General features: G+C 67.9%; 16 protein-coding genes. 6 read left to right on the top strand and 10 right to left on the bottom strand.

The window, feature by feature from the left end:
- The first annotated feature begins 5 nt into the window (after positions 1 to 5).
- Genes N8A90_RS20120 through N8A90_RS20110 form a run of 3 tightly spaced genes read left to right on the top strand, consistent with a single transcriptional unit; the run spans position 6 to position 2,826 of the window.
- Complete coding sequence (locus N8A90_RS20120; protein ID WP_262076805.1) at positions 6 to 947, top strand: DMT family transporter; 942 nt, start codon at positions 6 to 8, stop codon at positions 945 to 947.
- A 10-nt stretch (positions 948 to 957) separates the two neighbouring features.
- A complete protein-coding gene (locus tag N8A90_RS20115; RefSeq protein WP_262076804.1) occupies positions 958 to 2,142 on the top strand; it encodes a GNAT family N-acetyltransferase in 1,185 nt (394 codons plus the stop codon).
- 57 nt (positions 2,143 to 2,199) lie between these two features.
- The gene (locus tag N8A90_RS20110; protein WP_262076803.1) at positions 2,200 to 2,826 is read left to right on the top strand and encodes a YitT family protein; all 627 of its coding nucleotides are present in this window, start codon (positions 2,200 to 2,202) and stop codon (positions 2,824 to 2,826) included.
- A gap of 71 nt (positions 2,827 to 2,897) precedes the next feature.
- Here the strand turns inward: N8A90_RS20110 and ppa are convergent, their stop codons facing one another.
- Positions 2,898 to 3,428: an inorganic diphosphatase gene (gene ppa / locus N8A90_RS20105; RefSeq protein WP_262076802.1), complete on the bottom strand. Its 531-nt coding sequence runs from the start codon at positions 3,426 to 3,428 to the stop codon at positions 2,898 to 2,900.
- Between the two features lie 250 nt (positions 3,429 to 3,678).
- On the opposite strand from ppa, the gene N8A90_RS20100 reads away from it, so the two are divergent.
- Positions 3,679 to 5,748 (top strand): sodium-translocating pyrophosphatase, encoded by a 2,070-nt coding sequence (locus tag N8A90_RS20100; RefSeq protein ID WP_262076801.1) that lies wholly within the window; start codon positions 3,679 to 3,681, stop codon positions 5,746 to 5,748.
- A 22-nt stretch (positions 5,749 to 5,770) separates the two neighbouring features.
- Here N8A90_RS20100 and N8A90_RS20095 read toward each other — a convergent pair whose 3' ends face one another.
- Positions 5,771 to 7,363 carry a phospholipase D family protein gene (locus N8A90_RS20095; protein WP_262076800.1) on the bottom strand — a complete coding sequence of 531 codons (1,593 nt, stop codon included), beginning with the start codon at positions 7,361 to 7,363 and terminating at the stop codon, positions 5,771 to 5,773.
- 21 nt (positions 7,364 to 7,384) lie between these two features.
- Between N8A90_RS20095 and N8A90_RS20090 the strand changes: the two genes are divergently transcribed.
- Positions 7,385 to 7,939, top strand: a complete 555-nt coding sequence (locus tag N8A90_RS20090; RefSeq protein ID WP_262076799.1) for a peroxiredoxin — start codon at positions 7,385 to 7,387, stop codon at positions 7,937 to 7,939.
- A 3-nt stretch (positions 7,940 to 7,942) separates the two neighbouring features.
- Here N8A90_RS20090 and N8A90_RS20085 read toward each other — a convergent pair whose 3' ends face one another.
- The 8 genes from N8A90_RS20085 to N8A90_RS20050 form a co-directional block, all read right to left on the bottom strand.
- Positions 7,943 to 8,860 carry a DUF6999 family protein gene (locus N8A90_RS20085; protein WP_262076798.1) on the bottom strand — a complete coding sequence of 306 codons (918 nt, stop codon included), beginning with the start codon at positions 8,858 to 8,860 and terminating at the stop codon, positions 7,943 to 7,945.
- Position 8,861: 1 nt separating this feature from the next.
- Positions 8,862 to 10,772: an iron-containing redox enzyme family protein gene (locus tag N8A90_RS20080; protein WP_262076797.1), complete on the bottom strand. Its 1,911-nt coding sequence runs from the start codon at positions 10,770 to 10,772 to the stop codon at positions 8,862 to 8,864.
- 7 nt (positions 10,773 to 10,779) lie between these two features.
- Positions 10,780 to 11,697, bottom strand: a complete 918-nt coding sequence (locus N8A90_RS20075) for a fatty acid desaturase (RefSeq protein ID WP_262076796.1) — start codon at positions 11,695 to 11,697, stop codon at positions 10,780 to 10,782.
- A gap of 10 nt (positions 11,698 to 11,707) precedes the next feature.
- Positions 11,708 to 12,487 (bottom strand): sterol desaturase family protein, encoded by a 780-nt coding sequence (locus N8A90_RS20070; protein ID WP_262076795.1) that lies wholly within the window; start codon positions 12,485 to 12,487, stop codon positions 11,708 to 11,710.
- A gap of 46 nt (positions 12,488 to 12,533) precedes the next feature.
- Entirely contained in the window at positions 12,534 to 13,526 is a 993-nt protein-coding gene (locus N8A90_RS20065) for a Bug family tripartite tricarboxylate transporter substrate binding protein (RefSeq protein ID WP_262076794.1), read from the bottom strand.
- 81 nt (positions 13,527 to 13,607) lie between these two features.
- A complete protein-coding gene (locus N8A90_RS20060; RefSeq protein WP_262076793.1) occupies positions 13,608 to 14,180 on the bottom strand; it encodes a hypothetical protein in 573 nt (190 codons plus the stop codon).
- Positions 14,181 to 14,400: 220 nt separating this feature from the next.
- Positions 14,401 to 14,634: a hypothetical protein gene (locus tag N8A90_RS20055; RefSeq protein WP_262076792.1), complete on the bottom strand. Its 234-nt coding sequence runs from the start codon at positions 14,632 to 14,634 to the stop codon at positions 14,401 to 14,403.
- A complete protein-coding gene (locus tag N8A90_RS20050) occupies positions 14,621 to 14,983 on the bottom strand; it encodes a hypothetical protein (protein WP_262076791.1) in 363 nt (120 codons plus the stop codon). The genes N8A90_RS20055 and N8A90_RS20050 overlap by 14 nt, the downstream gene beginning before the upstream one ends.
- Before the next feature lie 153 nt (positions 14,984 to 15,136).
- On the opposite strand from N8A90_RS20050, the gene N8A90_RS20045 reads away from it, so the two are divergent.
- A complete protein-coding gene (locus tag N8A90_RS20045) occupies positions 15,137 to 16,570 on the top strand; it encodes an aldehyde dehydrogenase family protein (protein WP_262076790.1) in 1,434 nt (477 codons plus the stop codon).
- Positions 16,571 to 16,573 lie beyond the last annotated feature (3 nt).

Below are 16,573 nucleotides of genomic sequence, written 5' to 3'. Positions count from 1 at the left end.
CTGCGATGCGCGCCAGCTTTTCCAGTCCCTCTTCCGTCCTCGGTTCCTGCCTCCACTGGTTCAACAGCCAGGCCTACGTCCTGCTCGTCTTCACCATGCTGACCTGGGGCGCGAACGCCGTGGCGGCACGGCTGGCGGTCGGCGAGGTCCCGCCGATGCTGCTGACCTGCCTGCGCTGGAGCGTCTGCTGCGTCGCGCTGGCGTTGACGTCGCGCACGCAGATCGCGACGCACTGGCGCAGCCTGCTGCCCCGCTGGCGCTCCATCACGCTGATGGGCGCGCTCGGCTTCACCGGCTTCAACGCGCTGTTCTACGCCGCCGCGCACCACACCACCGCCATCAACATCGCGATCATCCAGGGCACCATTCCGGTGCTCGTCCTGATCGGCAGCCTGCTCCTCTACCGCACCCGCATCACGGGGCTGCAGGTGGTCGGCGCGGTGCTGACCATGGGCGGCATCGCGGTCGTCGCCTCGCAGGGCGAACTGGCTCGGCTGGCGGCGCTGAAGTTCAACATCGGCGACGTATGGATCGTCATCGCCTGCGTGCTGTACGCCGGCTTCGCGCTCGGCCTGCGGCAGCGCCCCGCGGTGCCGGCCATCGTGTTCTTCGCGGCGCTGGCCGCCGTCGCCGCCGTCGTTTCGCTTCCCTTCGTCGCCGTGGAGATCGCGATGGGGCAGTCCTACCTGCCGAGCGCCAAGGGCTGGGGGCTGGTGCTCTTCATCGGGCTGCTGCCATCCTTCATCTCGCAGCTGACCTTCATGCAGGGCGTGGCGCTGATCGGCCCGGCCCGCGCCGGGATGTTCATGAACCTGGTGCCGATCTTCGGCCCGCTGCTCGCCGTGATGGTGCTGGGCGAGCCACTGTCGGCGTACCACGCCGTGGCGCTGGCGCTCGTGCTGGGTGGCATCTACATCGCCGAATACCTCGGCGCGCGGAAGCACTGAGAAGCATCCCATGGCCCAGCCCGTCCTCCGACTCCACGCGGCCCCCGGCGAGATCGATGCCGAGGCCTGGAACGCCCTGCTCGCGATGCAGGCCGCGCCCAGCCCCTTCATGCGCCACGAGTACCTCGACGCGCTGCACCGCAGCGGCAGCGCTACGCCGGAACACGGCTGGACGCCGCAGTTCGCCACGCTGTGGCGCGGCAAGACGCTGCTCGCGGCCTGCCCCCTGTACATCAAGGACCACTCCTACGGCGAGTACGTGTTCGACTGGGCCTGGGCCAACGCCTACGAACAGCACGGGCTCGCCTACTACCCGAAGGCCCTCGTCGCCGTACCCTTCACGCCGGTGCCCGGCACGCGCCTGCTGGCGCGCGACGCCGACAGCCGCGCGCTGCTGGTGCAGGGGCTCTTGCAGTTCTGCAAGGAGGCCGAGCTCTCGTCGCTGCACCTGCTCTTCGGTGCCGACGAGGACATCGCCGCCTGCGCCGACCACGGCCTGATGCTGCGCAACACGGTGCAGTTCCACTGGTCGAACCCGCCCGACGACGGCACCGCGGGCTACGCCGATTTCGAGGCCTTCCTCGCCAGCCTCTCGCACGACAAGCGCAAGAAGATCCGCCAGGAGCGCCGCAAGGTCGCCGATGCCGGCGTGACCTTCCGCTGGGCCCGCGGCAGCGACATCTCGGCCGCCGACTGGGACTTCTTCTACCGCTGCTACGCACGCACCTACCGCGAGCATGGCAACGCGCCCTACCTGAGCCGCGACTTCTTCCAGCGCATGGCCGACACACTGCCGAAAGCCTGGCTGCTCTTCGTCGCCGAGCGCAACGGCAAGCCCATCGCCGCCAGCCTGATCGCCCTGTCGGTCGACGGCGCCGACAGCGCCGCGCCGGTCGCGGCCTACGGCCGCTACTGGGGCGCACTCGAGCGTGTCGATTGCCTGCACTTCGACGCCTGCTACTACCAGCCGCTGGCCTGGTGCATCGAGCACGGCGTGCGGCGCTTCGAGGGCGGCGCGCAGGGCGAGCACAAGATGGCGCGCGCCTTGATGCCCGTGAAGACCACCAGCGCCCACTGGCTGGCGCACCCGGCCTTCGCCGATGCCGTCGAGCGCTTCCTCGAGCGCGAGGGCGAAGGCATCGAGAACTACATGCAGCACCTGGACGAACGCAGCCCCTTCAAGTCGCAGGGCTGACGCGCGACCTTGCGTTGGCGCAGCGCGCCAGCGCGCCGCACGAGCGACACTTCTCCCATGAGCGCCGCCACCGACACCGACGAGTCCCTTCCCCAGAAACACACCCGCGCCGAAGATGCGCTCGCCGTGGCGAGCGGCACCCTGCTGATCTCCGTCGGCATCGCCTTCTTCACCACGGCCGGCCTGCTGACCGGCGGCACGGCGGGCCTGGCCTTCCTGCTGCACTACGCGACGGGCATCGGCTTCGGCCCGCTCTTCTTCGTGCTCAACCTGCCCTTCTACTGGCTCGCCTGGCGGAAGATGGGCGTGGCGTTCACGGTCAAGACCTTCATCGCGGTCGCGCTGCTGTCGGCCCTGACGACGCTGCAGCCGCAGCTGCTGGCGTTCGCCTCGCTCCAGCCGGTGTACGCGGCGCTCGTGGGCGGGCTCATCACCGGCACGGGCTTTCTCATCCTGTTCCGCCACAAGTGCAGCCTGGGCGGCATCGGCGTGCTCGCGCTGTGGCTGCAGGACCGCTTCGGCTGGCGCGCCGGCAAGGTGCAGATGGGCGTCGACTGCGCCATCGTGCTGCTGGCGCTGGTCTCGATCGAACCGCTGCGCGTGTTCTACTCGATCCTCGGTGCGGTCGCGCTCAACATCGTGCTGGCCATCAACCACCGACCCGGCCGCTACCTCGGTATGTAGCCCCGCGTGAAAAAGGCGCCACGTCCGCGAAGACGGTGGCGCCTTTCGGCCGACATCGGCGGATCGCCGACTTACTTCTTGCCGTAGTTCGCGAGACCGTCGCTGATCTCCTTCTTGGCGGAGTCGAGGCCTTCCCAGCCGAGGATCTTGACCCACTTTCCCTCTTCCAGGTCCTTGTAGTGCTCGAAGAAGTGGCTGATGGCCTTCAGGCGCATCGGGTTCACGTCGTCGATCGACTTCCAGTGGCTGTAGATCGGCAGCACCTTGGTGGTGGGCACGGCCAGCACCTTGCCGTCGACACCGGCCTCGTCTTCCATCATCAGGATACCCAGCGGACGGCAGGGCACGACCACGCCGGGCAGCAGCGGGTACGGGGCGATCACCAGCACGTCGACCGGGTCGCCGTCGCCGCTCAGGGTCTGCGGCACGTAGCCGTAGTTGGCGGGGTAGTACATCGCCGTCGTCATGAAGCGGTCGACGAAGAGCGCGCCCGACTCCTTGTCCACTTCGTACTTGATCGGGTCCGAGTTCATCGGGATCTCGATGACCACGTTGAAGGCATCGGGGAGGTTCTTGCCGGGGGAGACTTTGTCGAAGGCCATGGTGTTGTCGCTGTCGTTTGAAAGTTGGGGCGGGATGCGGAGAAACCCGAAGTTTACTTTCCGCACCTGCAATGAATGGCACAGGTTGTGACATTTGCCTGTAAATTGCGCCCGTTGGCCAATCGGCCTGTGTCCGCCCACGGCGCAGGCTTCGAGGAAGCAACGCGACGGAAGCCTCGACCCGTACGCGTTGCGCACCGGGTTGGGCTTTCGTCTCCACAAGTCACAACGAACGAATGGAGATGCAAGCATGATCGGCAACACCCCTCTGGTCCTCGCCATCGTCTGCGGCCTCGTGGCCGTGGCCTATGGCGTCTGGGCCCGCAGTTGGATCCTCGCGAAAGACCCCGGTAACGCGCGCATGCAGGAGATCGCCGCGGCGATCCAGCAAGGCGCCGCGGCCTACCTCGCCAAGCAGTACGTCACCATCGCAGCCGTCGGCCTGGTGCTGGCGATCCTGATCGGCATCTTTCTCGACGTGACGACTGCCGTCGGCTTCGTGCTCGGCGCCGTGCTGTCCGGCGCCTGCGGCTTCATCGGGATGAACGTGTCGGTACGGGCCAACGTGCGCACCGCGCAGGCCGCAACGCAAGGCATCGGCCCGGCACTCGACGTCGCCTTCCGCGGCGGGGCCATCACCGGCATGCTGGTGGTGGGCCTCGGGCTGCTGGGTGTGACGGGCTTCTACTGGTTCCTAGTCGGCAACGGCAATCTCACGCCGGACAAGAGCCTGTCGTCGCTGCTCAACCCGCTGATCGGCTTCGCCTTTGGTTCGTCGCTGATCTCGATCTTCGCGCGGCTGGGCGGCGGCATCTTCACCAAGGGCGCCGACGTGGGCGCCGACCTGGTGGGCAAGGTGGAAGCCGGCATCCCCGAGGATGACCCGCGCAACCCGGCGGTGATCGCAGACAACGTGGGCGACAACGTCGGGGACTGCGCCGGCATGGCGGCCGACCTGTTCGAGACCTACGCCGTGACGCTGATCGCCACCATGGTGCTCGGTGCGCTGATGGTGGCGGCGGCGCCGGTCAACGCGGTGCTGTACCCGCTGGCGCTGGGCGGCGTGTCGATCATCGCGTCGATCATCGGCTGCTTCTTCGTGAAGGCGTCGCCGGGCATGACCAACGTGATGCCGGCGCTCTACAAGGGGCTGGCGGTGGCAGGCATCCTGTCGCTGATCGCTTTCTGGTTCGTCACGCAGTGGCTCATCCCCGACAACGCCATCGCCCCGACGGGCAGCGCGATGAAGCTGTTCGGCGCCTGTGCCGTGGGCCTGGTGCTGACGGCCGCGCTGGTGTGGATCACCGAGTACTACACCGGCACGCAGTACAAGCCGGTGCGGCACATCGCGCAGGCCTCGACCACCGGCCACGGCACCAACATCATCGCGGGCCTGGGCGTATCGATGCGCTCGACCGCCTGGCCGGTGATCTTCGTGTGCATCGCGATCATCGTGTCGTACACGCTGGCCGGGCTCTACGGCATCGCCGTCGCGGCGACTGCGATGCTGAGCATGGCCGGCATCGTGGTCGCGCTCGACGCCTACGGCCCCATCACCGACAACGCCGGCGGCATCGCCGAGATGGCCGAGCTGCCCGCCAGCGTGCGCGCGGTGACCGACCCGCTCGACGCGGTCGGCAACACCACCAAGGCCGTGACCAAGGGCTACGCCATCGGCTCGGCCGGCCTCGCGTCGCTGGTGCTCTTCGCCGACTACACGCACAAGCTGGAGAGCTACGGCCAGGCGATCACCTTCAACCTGAGCGACCCGATGGTGATCGTCGGCCTCTTCATCGGCGGGTTGATCCCCTACCTGTTCGGTGCCATGGCGATGGAAGCCGTGGGCCGCGCAGCCGGCGCCGTGGTCGAGGAAGTGCGCCGCCAGTTCCGCGAGATCCCCGGCATCATGGAAGGCACGGCCAAGCCCGAATACGGCAAGGCCGTCGGCATGCTGACCGGCGCAGCGATCAAGGAAATGATGATCCCGTCGCTGCTGCCGGTGGTGGTGCCGATCCTGGTGGGCCTGCTGCTCGGGCCGAAGGCACTGGGCGGGCTGCTGATGGGCACCATCGTCACCGGCCTGTTCGTCGCCATCAGCATGTGCACCGGCGGCGGGGCGTGGGACAACGCCAAGAAGTACATCGAGGACGGCCACCACGGCGGCAAGGGCAGCGAGGCGCACAAGGCCGCCGTCACCGGCGACACCGTGGGCGACCCCTACAAGGACACGGCCGGCCCGGCGGTCAACCCGCTGATCAAGATCATCAACATCGTGGCGCTGCTGATCGTGCCGCTGGTGGTCAGGTTCCACGGCGGCTGAAGTCCCCGCAACTGGCGCGGCGCTACAGCAGATCCTCGGGCACCAGCGGCCCGAGCATGTTGATCTTCAGGCGTTGCAGCCAGGTCGACTCCGGCTCCTTGTGCAGGACGATTTCCTTGTCCTCGTCCATCGACAGCCATTCGAGCCGGCCGGTCTTCGGGTCGAGGCGCACGCGGTAGGCGCTCTCGAGCTTGCTGATGTTGATGATGCGCAGCATCTCGCGCGCCAGCTGCGGGCTGAACACGGCCAGGCCGAGTTCGGTGTTCTGCGTGGCCGAGCGCGGGTCGAGGTTGACCGAGCCGAGAAAGACCAGGTGCTTGTCGACCACCGCCGTCTTGGCATGCAGACGCCCCAGCGAACTGCCGAACAGGCCGAGCCGCTTGTTGCGCGTGGTGCGCGCCGGGCTCAGCTCGTACAGGTCGACACCATCCTCGAGCAGCCGCTTTCGGTAGCGCACGTAGCCGCTGTGCACCAGCGGCTCGTCGTTGGCGGCCAGCGAGTTGGTGAGCAGTGTCACGTCGACGCCCCAGTCGCGCAGTTGCTTGAAGCCCGCCATCCCGCGCTCGCCGGGCACCAGGTACGGCGAGGTCAGCACGACCTGGTTCTCGGCCGTGAGCAGCCGCTGCCAGAAGCGCGCGGTCACGCTGCTCGCGAAGGCTTCGTCGCGCGTCATGGAACGCAGCTTGGCCGGCGGGTCGGCCACCGCGTTGGCCACGCCCCAGAGCAAGCCGATGCGGCCCGCATCGAGTTCTTCGCCGATCGGCCCGTAGCCCAGCACATCCGTCGGCGGCAGGATGACCTTGGGCGGCGGCGCGCCCATGCCGACGCGCGCGTCGAAATCGCTATCCATCACGGTGCGGCCGGCGTAGGGCGTCACGATCTCGCCGATGGGGTAGACCTCTTCGCTGTTCCAGTAGGCGTCGAAGATGTTGGCGAGCTGCTCGATCACCTTGCCCACGACCAGCGTGTCCATGTCGATGAAGTTCTGCGCGCTGTTGAGCGTGAAGTACTCGTCGGCGATGTTGCGCCCGCCCATCACGCCCATCACGCCATCGGCGATGAAGAGCTTGTTGTGCATGCGGTGGTTGAGCCGGTAGATGTCGAAGATCGACGCGGCGAAGCGGCCCGCCAGGCTGCCGCGCGCACAGCAGAAGGGGTTGAAGAGCCGCACCTCGATGTTGGGTGTCGCCGTCATGGCCAGCAGCATCTGGTCGGTGCTGGCGGTGTAGAGGTCGTCCACCAGCACCCGCACCCGCACGCCGCGCTGCGCCGCTTCCTTCAGCGTGCGCAGCAGCAGGCCGCCGGCCCCGTCGTTGGCGATCACGTAGTACTGCACGTCGAGCGTTCGCTGGGCGCGCCGCGCCAGTTCGATGCGGGCGTCGAGCGAATACACGCCCAGCGGCATCAGGCGGAAGCCGGAATGCTCGTCGGGCGGCGTGGAAGCCGCGACCACCTTGGCCAGCGGCGTGGTCGGGTCGGGCGCCAGCGACAGCGTCGGCGGCATGTGCTTGACGGCCGGCAGGCTGCCGCAGGCCGTCACCAAGGCCACGAGCCCGAGCAGGGAAAGCCATGCGGCCGCGCGCATCAGGGCTCGCCGGAATAAGATGCGCGTCATTGTTTTTTGGGGATCGAGAACATGTTGCTGGCTGCTTCGACACGGTTTGCCGTACCGCTGATGATGCTCTGTCTGGGGGTCTCCCTGCCAGCGGCTGCCGCGCTCGACATCGGCGAGCCCGCGCCGAAGTTCAGCGCCCCCGCGGCGCTCGATGGCAAGCCCTTCACCTACTCGCTGGGCGACGCACTGAAGAAGGGGCCGGTGGTGCTGTACTTCTTCCCCGCGGCCTTCTCGACCGGCTGCTCCATCGAAGCCCATGCCTTCGCCGAAGCCATCGAGGACTTCAAGGCGGTCGGCGCCAGCGTGATCGGCGTGTCCACCGACGACCCCGAGACCCTCGCCAAGTTTTCCAGCCAGTCCTGCCAGGGCAAGTTTCCGGTGGCGTCGGATGAAACCCGGGCCATCAGCAAGTCCTTCGACGCGCTGATGCAGACCCGCCCCGAGTATGCCAACCGCATCTCCTACGTGATCTCTCCCACAGGAGCGATTGCCTTCTACTACCAAAGCCTGAACCCGGCCAAGCACGTCGAGAAGGTGCTGGCCGCGGTGAAGGAACTTCCGTCCGCCCAGAAGTGACGTTCACGCCGTGGTGGGCCCCGAGGTCGTGTTGACGGGCGTCCCCTCGGCTTGGGCCCGACGGAAGCGGTCGAGCAGGCTGTGCAGCATCTCGGTCGACAGGCCGTGGATCACCAGCCGGTGCCCGGCGCGCAGCGTCGACAGCGGCACCAGCGGATGCTTGTTGTTCACCAGCACCAGGTGCTCCGGCGCCGCCAGCAGCGTCGCGGTGTAGATGCCGATGGTTTCGTCGAGCTGCAGCGAATTGGCCGCGCGCCAGAAATCGTTGTCGGTGAGCATCAACTGGTAGAGCGGCGTGAACAACTCGATCGCGCTCTGCAAATCCATGACGTTGAGCTTGCCGTGCGGCATGTCCTCCAGTTTCAGGCCCGGGTCGCGGATCATCGAGAAGTCGACGCGCTCGGGCTTGCACAGTTCCAGCCCCTGCTCGCGCAGTGCCTTGTTCAGGCGGATCACGAAGTTGAAGAGGTTCAGGTCGTGCTTGAGGAACAGGTCGTCCTTGAGCGCGGCGATGGTCATCGGCGCGAGCGGGCTGGTGCCCACCGGCGCGGGCGAGTTGGCACCGATGAAGGCCAGCACCTGCGACCCCAGGTGGAAGTGCCGCAGGATCAGCCAGTTGGCCTCGGGCGACACGAAGTGCTGCAACCCCCACGCCAGAAAACGGTGCAACAACCCCGAGTGCGACCAATTGCGCGGCACGAACACCTTGATCACCTGGAACAGGATGATGAAGCTGCGCGCCAGCGGCCGCAGGAAAGGCAGCAGGAACTGGCGCGAGGCCGAGCTGGAATCGGTGAGCCAGGCTGCCTTGACGTCGTCCGGCAGCGGCGTGCTCCGGTCGAGGTAGAGCGCGAGCCAGGGGCTCGGGTCGCGTTCGTCGTGCGGCTTCGCCAGAAAGTCGGGCGTCGGGTGTCGGCTCATGTCATCGGCTTTCGGTGATGTGCTGAAACTGCATCAGGTAGAGCGCCGCCGTGTGGCGTGCGGTCTCGATAATCTGGCGCTGTGCGCGGCCGTCGGTGTCGAGCGCCACCACCATCTCGACGGCCATCAGCCAGCGATTCAGGTGATGCACGTCGTTGTGGCCGTGGTACTCGAGGAAGCGGAACACCTGCGGCGGCAATTTGAGCGACGCCTTCAGCAGCGGCAGCAGGGCCGGCACGATGCGCTGGCCCGTACCCTCGATGATGTAGATGGCGCCGAGCAGGCCGATCGGGTTGGTCGTCGCGGCCAGCCCGTGCAGGTAGGCGTTGAGCGCCTCGCCGCCGGGGTTGCGGCGCAAGTCGGCGATGTCGCTCACCGTGCCGCCGGCCTGGCGGTAGTCGTCGAACAGGATCTGGAAGTCGTTCTGCTCCTCGCCGGCATGCACGTCGATCAGCGCGGCCAGCGCCTGGTAGTCGCCGGTGAGCGACGCCGCGCCCTCGCGCATCCACAGACTGCCCTCGCGCACCTGCGGCACCCACTGTGCCATCCAGTTCAGGTAGTCGGGCACAGCGAAGCGGCGCGCGCGGATCTGCCGCACCAGTGGCGTGCGCCAGACCTGCGAGCGGTAGTCGTGCCAGATCGAGGCCAGTTCGGTGAGGAGATCACGCAGGCCATCGGGCGCGGCGGCCGGGTCGTGCGGTGGCGCGATGACCTCGTCTTCCATGGCGGCCGCGGCCGGCGACGCCCTGCCCTGCGGCTCGGCCGCGCGCTGCGGCGCCGCGTCGGCCGACTCCACCTCCAGCAGCAGGTACGCCGCCATGAAGCGGCCCGACTCCGGCACGTAGCAGAAGATCTGCTCGCCGGGCTTCAATGTGCGGGTCTGCAGAAACTCCGACAGCATGATCAGGATCGAGGCCGCGCCGGTGTTGCCTCGCCACGCAAGGTTGCTGTACCAACGCTCGCGCGGGATGGAGAGGCCGGCCTTGGCCATCAGGTCCTCCACCACCGGAATGAATTTCTCCGACGAGTAGTGGCACAGGAAATGGTCGACGCGCGCCGGCTCGACCCAGCCGTCCTTCACCAGCTGCGCGTACTCGTGGATGCCGATGTCGAACAGGTGCGGCAGCAGCCGGATGTCCTGCCGCAGCGACAGCGCGCCGGCCGCCTCCGCCTCGGCCCAGGAGCCGAAGTCGAGGTGACCGCGTTCGCGGTCTTCGGTGAGCCCGAGCTGCATGCAGACCGGGTAGTCGCCGGAGAACGCGCGCTGGTGCACCCACTTGAGCTTCAGCTGCAGCCCGTGACCGCCGGCCAGCGCCGCCCCGTCCGACAGCAGCAGGGCGCCGGCGCCGTCCGACAGCATCCAACGCAGGAAGTGCGAGTCGAAATCGGCTTCGTAGCCGCGGGCTGCAAAGCGCGAGCGTTTGAAGAGCCGCGACGGCATCTCGCTCGCCACCGCCAGCGCGGAACGGTGTGCGCCGAGCTCGATGCCCTGCGCCGCGGCCTGGATCGCCCCGACGCCGGCCGCGCAGATGCCGTGCACCGACAGCGTCTCCATCGGCGGCGCGGCGAGTTCGCCCTGGATCATGTTGGCGAAGCCGGGCATCAGCGTGTCGCCGCCCGACGAACCGCTCGCCAGCATCGACACCTGCGACAGCTCGGCCCCGCCGCGCACGAGGCAGTCGCGGATGGCAGCGGCCGCGAGCTGCGCGTTGCTGAACACCGTGCGGCCTTCGGCGTCGATTGCGTAGTAGCGCTCACGGATGCCGTTCTCGGCCAGGATGCGCCGTTTGATGCGCTGCGACAGGCGGTTGAGCGGTGCGATGTAGTCGTCCATCTGCGCGTTGTTCACGGGCGCGCCCGGCAGGAAGGCGCCGGCGCTCTGGAGGTACACGCGTTGAAAGGGAACGGGCATGGTGGCTTCAGTGGTGGGACGGGTCGACGGACATCGATGGCATCAGCGCACGGCTTCGGAACCGCGGCACCACGGTGCCGAGGACGAAGACACGCAGCATGTAAGGCACGAGGCCGCCTTCGTTGAGTGCGGGCGCCACGCGGGCGCGGTAGTGCGCGCGGTGCAGACGGGTGAGTTCGGACCAATGGGCATGCGGGTTTTCGTGGTGTGCGGTGTGAAGCCCGATGTTGAACAGCAAGGGGTTCACCAGCCCTTCGAAGTTGCGCGCGTAGTTCAGCGCGCTCCCGGGGGTATCGCCACGCGCCCCCGCGCGACCATCGGCATGGGCATGCTGCAGGTAGTTGGTGGCCAGCAGCCAGTGCAGACCATGCAGCTGCGGGACGATGACGAAGACAAGCGCGCGGCGCCAGTCGATCGCCAGCAGCAGCGCCCACGCGCCCAGCCACAGGCCGTACTGCGCCAGGCAGTAGCGGAATGCGCCGGGCGAACGCCGGCGCAAGGCGGCGAGCCAGACCAGGATGGTCGGGTACAGCACGCACACGGCCTGCAGCGGATGCAGCAGATAGCCGCTCAGGTGGTTGGTGTCACCGCCGCGAAATCGGTAGGTGCGCGCCACATCCTTCTCGCCGTGCCGGTACCGATGGTGATTGGCCACATGCGTCGGCCAGAACACGAAGGTCGGGTGGCCCTGCAACAGCGTGATGGCGAAGTCGGTCAGCCGGTTGGCTCGACGCCCGCGCCACAGGCGCCGATGCGTGTGGTTGTGGTGGATCACGCCGATGCCCAGCGTGAGGAACAGCATCAGCCCATACAGCGGCCACCGGAAGCCGTGGACCCATTGCCACGCGGCGAGCGCCGGCAACGCCACGAGGTACGCCAAGCTCTGCCAGTCGCGCGGATGTCGCAATCGGGGCAATCGAGGCATGCGCCGCCGCTCAGGCACCGAGCCCGTGCGCGGCCTGCCTGCGCCGGAAGGCATCGAGCTGCGCGTCGGCGGCATCGGCCGCCAGCCGCGTGCCGAAGAGCCGGTCCATGAAGGTGAACTGGAAGCCGTAGTTGCCGGCGTGCGCGGCATGGTGCAGATGGTGTCGACGACTGGCCGCGAACCAGTGGCCGTATGACACGCCCGTGACGAAATCGTAGTTGGCGTGGCCGATGCAATTGAAGAACAGGCTGAACACCGGCACCGACGCGAGCGACCAGAAGCTGAAGTCGTGCACCAGCATCGGCCAGAGGATCACGTTGCCCAGCATCAGCGCCTCGACGGGGTGAAAGCTGTAGGTGGAGAACGGCGTGGTGACCACCGATCGGTGGTGCGGCCCGTGGAAGCGCCGCAATACCTTGCTGTGCAGCAGGCGATGGTTGATCCAGAAATGCACATCGTTCCAGATCGCCAGAACGACGATCTCGGCGGCGATGCGCCAGCCACTGGCATCCGCCGCGAGTTGGGCCCAGCCAAGTTGCAGCAGACCCCAGGGAAATACCATGCCGAGCCCGAAGATCAGCACGGAGCACGCAGACTGCGCGAACTCCCGCCGCCATTGCTCGGCGCGCACGGGCCGCGGATCGAGCACCCGCCCGATGCCCAACGCCGGCAGCACCCGCTGCGTGAGCAACCAGGTGATGGTGCCGAAGCCGAGGTACAGACTGCCGAAGAAGGCCAGGCCCCACCCCATGACCTGCACGGCCGAGAGCGACGCGAAGGCCTGTCCCATCAGGCGACCGACGGCAGCGCGCGCATCCGCCAGGCGGCCCTCACCTTCACTCGACTTTCACGCCGGACGCGGCGACGATGCCCTCCCACTTGGCGTGGTCGGCCTTCACCAGCGCGGCGAAGGCGGCTGGCGTCATCGGCCGCGGCTCGGCGCCCTGGGCATGGATGGCTTCCTTGACTTCCGGCAGCGCCAGCTGCCTGTTGATGGCCGCGTTCATGGTCGCGACCACGTCCTTCGGCGCGTTGGCCGGCATGAAGACGCCGTACCAGGAGCTCACGTCGAAGTCCTTCAGCGCGGTCGATTCGGCGACGGTCGGCACGTCGGGCAGGCTGACGCTGCGCTTGGCCGAGGTCACGGCCAGGGCGCGCAGCTTGCCGGCCTTGATCTGCGCGATGGCCGAGGGAATGGACGACACCATCATCGCCACCTGACCGCTCATCGTGTCGATCACCGCCGGGTTCGAGCCCTTGTACGGCACGTGCGTGATCTTGATGCCGGCCGCCATCTTGAACATCTCGCCGGCCAGGTGGATGGTCGTGCCGTTGCCCGGGCTGCCGTAGGTGATGGTGTCCGGCGCGGCCTTGGCGGCAGCGATCACGTCGGCCATGTTCCTGAACGGCGAATTGGCGGCGGTGACGATCACCAGCGGCGATTCGGCCACCAGCGCCACGGCCGTCAGGTCCTTCGACGGGTCGTAGCTCAGGCTCTTGTAGAGCCAGGGGGCGACGGCGAGGTTGTCCTTCTGGCCCATCACCATCTCGTAGCCGGTGGCCGGCATGCGCACCGCCTCGGTGATGCCGATGGTGCCGCCGGCACCGGGCTTGTTGTCGACCACCACGGTCCACTTGTTCGCCTCGGTCAGGCGCGTGCCGATGATGCGCGACAGGATGTCCGTGCCACCGCCCGGCGGGAACGGCACGATCAGGCGGATCGGCTTGCTGGGGTAGGCCGCGGGCTGGGCGTGGGCCAGATGGGGCCCGAAGGCGAGTGCAGAGAAGGCCGAGCAGGCCAGCAGCGAGAGCAGGGTTTTGCGGTTCATGTCCAGGGATGTCTCCGTCGCCGACGCGGAGGTCGCGCCGGTCTTCAGGGCGCGCAGTCTACTGGAGAGGAAGCGCGGCCGTCAGTTGAGCCGGAAGCTGCCGGTGGCGACGTGGCCGCCTGGCTCGGCGCGCAGCGGCGGCAGGCCCTGCAGCGTGTCGAAGTCGGAGGGGACATCCGGCACGCGCATTTCGTCGAGTTCGTGCAGCGAGGCGACCCAGCGGCCGGCCGGTGAATCGGCCGGCTCGTCGTTGGTGAACACGCCGTCGCGGATGTAGAGCGTCTCGCCGGCCGGGCGCTCGGCGTGCAGTTCGCTCAGACGCGCGATCGGAAAGGCGTAGGTGACCAGCTTTTCCTTGGTGCGGCGATCGCGACCGCCGCAGCTGAAGAAGCCTTCGCTGGCGATGACGATGCAGGAGCCTTCGATCTGCTCCTCGACCTGCGCGCCGGAGCGCCAGACGGCGTTGGGCAGCCGCACGCGCACCTTGTCGATGACGAGGTCGCGCTGCTTGTTCAGTGTCGTGAGCTGCGGCACCAGCGAGCGGAGCTGGCGCAGCCGTTCCACGAAATGGTCGTCGATGGTGAAGCCGACATGGTGCGTCGCCCCGCCGGAGCGCTTGACGACCTGCATGACGACGTGGCGCACGGTGCTCATGGTGATCCTCCTTGCTGCCGGGCCTGGAAATCAGAGAAATGCACGGTTCGCAACCACGGGAGGCCCTTCGATCAGGAATTGAATGACAAATGCAATTTTTGCACCCGCTTCGTTTTCAATTCTTGACAGAATTTCAACTCACCACGCCGGGAAATTCAAGTACACGTTTGAATTACACGCCACACATTCCGGGCGACTTCGGGACGCCCGGGCTGGGGCTTCAGCCCTCGACCTGTTCGTCCAGCGCCTTGCAGGTGGGTGCGCAGACGCTCTGGGACTTGCCAAGCACCTGTCGGGTGCGCATCTGCGAGCGAAGACGGTGCTTGCCGCACATGAAGCAGGACATGGTGGCGCCGCTGAACGAGGCCGATGCGCGGAACGGCGAACCCGAGGGCTTGGACTTGTAGCGCAGGCCGTCGGCCACGACCGCGGTCTTGGTATCAGGCTTGGACATCGGCGGCATCCGGTGTGCGGGGCGCGGGGCCGGCCATGGCGCGGGCGATCGCCTCCTTGGCGCGCAGTTCGGCGGCCATGGCGGCGTCCAGGCCGGAACGGCACAGGCCGGCGTGCGCGTACTGGAGGTTCTCGTAGACCTGCGCCGCGGCCGGGTAGCTGTCCAGCAGGCGGCCCAGCGCGTCGCCGGGCGCTACATCGCCGAACTCGTTCACCAGGTGCACCACCACCGAGCGGTACTGGTCGGCACCGACCGGCACGGGGCTGTGCTCCAGCCGTTCGAGAAGCTGGGCCAGCCGTTCGGTGACGTCGAGGCTGGTCTTGGAGACGGAAGAACGTGTTGCATTCATGCATCGCATGTGGGGCGCCCGGGGCCGATTGCAAGAGCGGCCCATGGCGCCCGCTGCAGCCGGGCGCCGACGCTCTTACCATTGGATGCCGCGCGCACGCCGCGCCCGGCATCTTCAGAGACATCCCCCAGCGGCCATGCGCCGCCCATCGACATGCAATTCAACTACATCGCCAATGCCGACGTCGCCTCCGCGTCGGGCCGCACCCTGCCCGTCATCGATCCGTCGGACGGCCAGCCCTTCGACGAACTCCAGCGCAGCAATGCGGCCGACATCGACGCCGCCGTGCGCGCCGCGCGCGACTGCTTCGACGGCGTCTGGCACAAGGTGAGCGCCGCCGAGCGCGGCCGCCTGCTCTACGCCCTGTCGCGCAAGATCGCCGAGCATGTCGACGAACTGGCGCTGCTCGAACAGCGCGACTGCGGCAAGCCCGTGAAGCAGGCCCGCGCCGACGCCGTCGCGCTGGTGCGCTATTTCGAGTTCTACGCCGGCGCCTGCGACAAGCTGCACGGCGAGACCATCCCCTACCAGGACGGCTACAGCGTCTTCACCTGGCGCGAGCCGCACGGCGTCACCGGGCACATCATTCCCTGGAACTACCCGATGCAGATCTTCGGGCGCAGCGTGGGCGGCGCCCTGGCCGCCGGCAACGCCTGCGTGGTCAAGCCGGCCGAGGACGCCTGCCTGTCGCTCATTCGCGTGGCGCAGCTGGCGGCCGAGGCCGGCTTCCCGGCCGGCGCCATCAACATCGTGACCGGCTACGGCCACGAGGTGGGCGACGCGCTGGCGCGCCACGAAGGCATCGACCACATCAGCTTCACCGGCAGCCCGAAGATCGGCACGCTGATCCAGCAGGTGGCGGCCGAACGGCACTGCCCGGTCACGCTCGAGCTGGGCGGCAAGAGCCCGCAGATCCTCTTTGCGGACGCCGACATCGACGCCGCCATTCCGGTGCTGATCAACGCCATCGTGCAGAACGCCGGCCAGACCTGCTCGGCCGGCTCGCGGGTGCTGATCGAGCGCGCCATCTACGAACCGGTGCTCGAACGCCTGGGCCGCGCCTTCGAGGCGCTGCGCGTCGGCCCGGCTGCGATGGACCTCGACGTCGGCCCGCTGATCCGCCAGACGCAGCAGCAGCGCGTGTGGGACTTCCTGTCCGACGCGCAGGTCGCCGGCATCCCGATGGTGGCCCAGGGCACGGTGGTCGACGAGGCGCCCGACACCGGCTTCTACCAGGCCCCGACGCTGCTGCGCGACGTGCCGGTCGACCACCGGCTGGCGCAGGAAGAGGTGTTCGGCCCGGTGCTGGCCGCCATGGCCTTCAGCGGCGAGGACGAAGCCGTGGCGATGGCCAATGCGACGCAGTTCGGCTTGGTCGCGGGCGTCTGGACCGAGAACGGCGCCCGCCAGTTCCGCATGGCCAAGCGGGTGCGCGCGGGCCAGGTCTTCATCAACAACTACGGCGCCGGCGGCGGCGTCGAACTGCCCTTCGGCGGCGTGAAGTCCTCGGGCTACGGCCGCGAGAAGGGCTTCGAGGCGCTGTACGGCTTCACGACGCTGAAGACCGTGGCCGTGAAGCACGGCTGAGGC

It is taken from the genome of Variovorax sp. N23 (genome assembly GCF_025486315.1).
GTDB lineage: Bacteria > Pseudomonadota > Gammaproteobacteria > Burkholderiales > Burkholderiaceae_C > Variovorax.
The sequence above is the reverse complement of the archived record's forward strand: the minus strand, read 5'-3'. Positions and strand labels throughout refer to the sequence as shown.

Bases quoted from the DNA above. Each gene is read 5' to 3' on its own strand.
- N8A90_RS20120 (WP_262076805.1), top strand. From the start codon at position 6: ATGCGCGCCAGCTTTTCCAGTCCCTCTTCCGTCCTCGGTTCCTGCCTC.
- N8A90_RS20115 (WP_262076804.1), top strand. From the start codon at position 958: ATGGCCCAGCCCGTCCTCCGACTCCACGCGGCCCCCGGCGAGATCGAT.
- N8A90_RS20110 (WP_262076803.1), top strand. From the start codon at position 2,200: ATGAGCGCCGCCACCGACACCGACGAGTCCCTTCCCCAGAAACACACC.
- ppa (WP_262076802.1), bottom strand. From the start codon at position 3,428: ATGGCCTTCGACAAAGTCTCCCCCGGCAAGAACCTCCCCGATGCCTTC.
- N8A90_RS20100 (WP_262076801.1), top strand. From the start codon at position 3,679: ATGATCGGCAACACCCCTCTGGTCCTCGCCATCGTCTGCGGCCTCGTG.
- N8A90_RS20095 (WP_262076800.1), bottom strand. From the start codon at position 7,363: ATGACGCGCATCTTATTCCGGCGAGCCCTGATGCGCGCGGCCGCATGG.
- N8A90_RS20090 (WP_262076799.1), top strand. From the start codon at position 7,385: ATGTTGCTGGCTGCTTCGACACGGTTTGCCGTACCGCTGATGATGCTC.
- N8A90_RS20085 (WP_262076798.1), bottom strand. From the start codon at position 8,860: ATGAGCCGACACCCGACGCCCGACTTTCTGGCGAAGCCGCACGACGAA.
- N8A90_RS20080 (WP_262076797.1), bottom strand. From the start codon at position 10,772: ATGCCCGTTCCCTTTCAACGCGTGTACCTCCAGAGCGCCGGCGCCTTC.
- N8A90_RS20075 (WP_262076796.1), bottom strand. From the start codon at position 11,697: ATGCCTCGATTGCCCCGATTGCGACATCCGCGCGACTGGCAGAGCTTG.
- N8A90_RS20070 (WP_262076795.1), bottom strand. From the start codon at position 12,487: ATGGGACAGGCCTTCGCGTCGCTCTCGGCCGTGCAGGTCATGGGGTGG.
- N8A90_RS20065 (WP_262076794.1), bottom strand. From the start codon at position 13,526: ATGAACCGCAAAACCCTGCTCTCGCTGCTGGCCTGCTCGGCCTTCTCT.
- N8A90_RS20060 (WP_262076793.1), bottom strand. From the start codon at position 14,180: ATGAGCACCGTGCGCCACGTCGTCATGCAGGTCGTCAAGCGCTCCGGC.
- N8A90_RS20055 (WP_262076792.1), bottom strand. From the start codon at position 14,634: ATGTCCAAGCCTGATACCAAGACCGCGGTCGTGGCCGACGGCCTGCGC.
- N8A90_RS20050 (WP_262076791.1), bottom strand. From the start codon at position 14,983: ATGAATGCAACACGTTCTTCCGTCTCCAAGACCAGCCTCGACGTCACC.
- N8A90_RS20045 (WP_262076790.1), top strand. From the start codon at position 15,137: ATGCAATTCAACTACATCGCCAATGCCGACGTCGCCTCCGCGTCGGGC.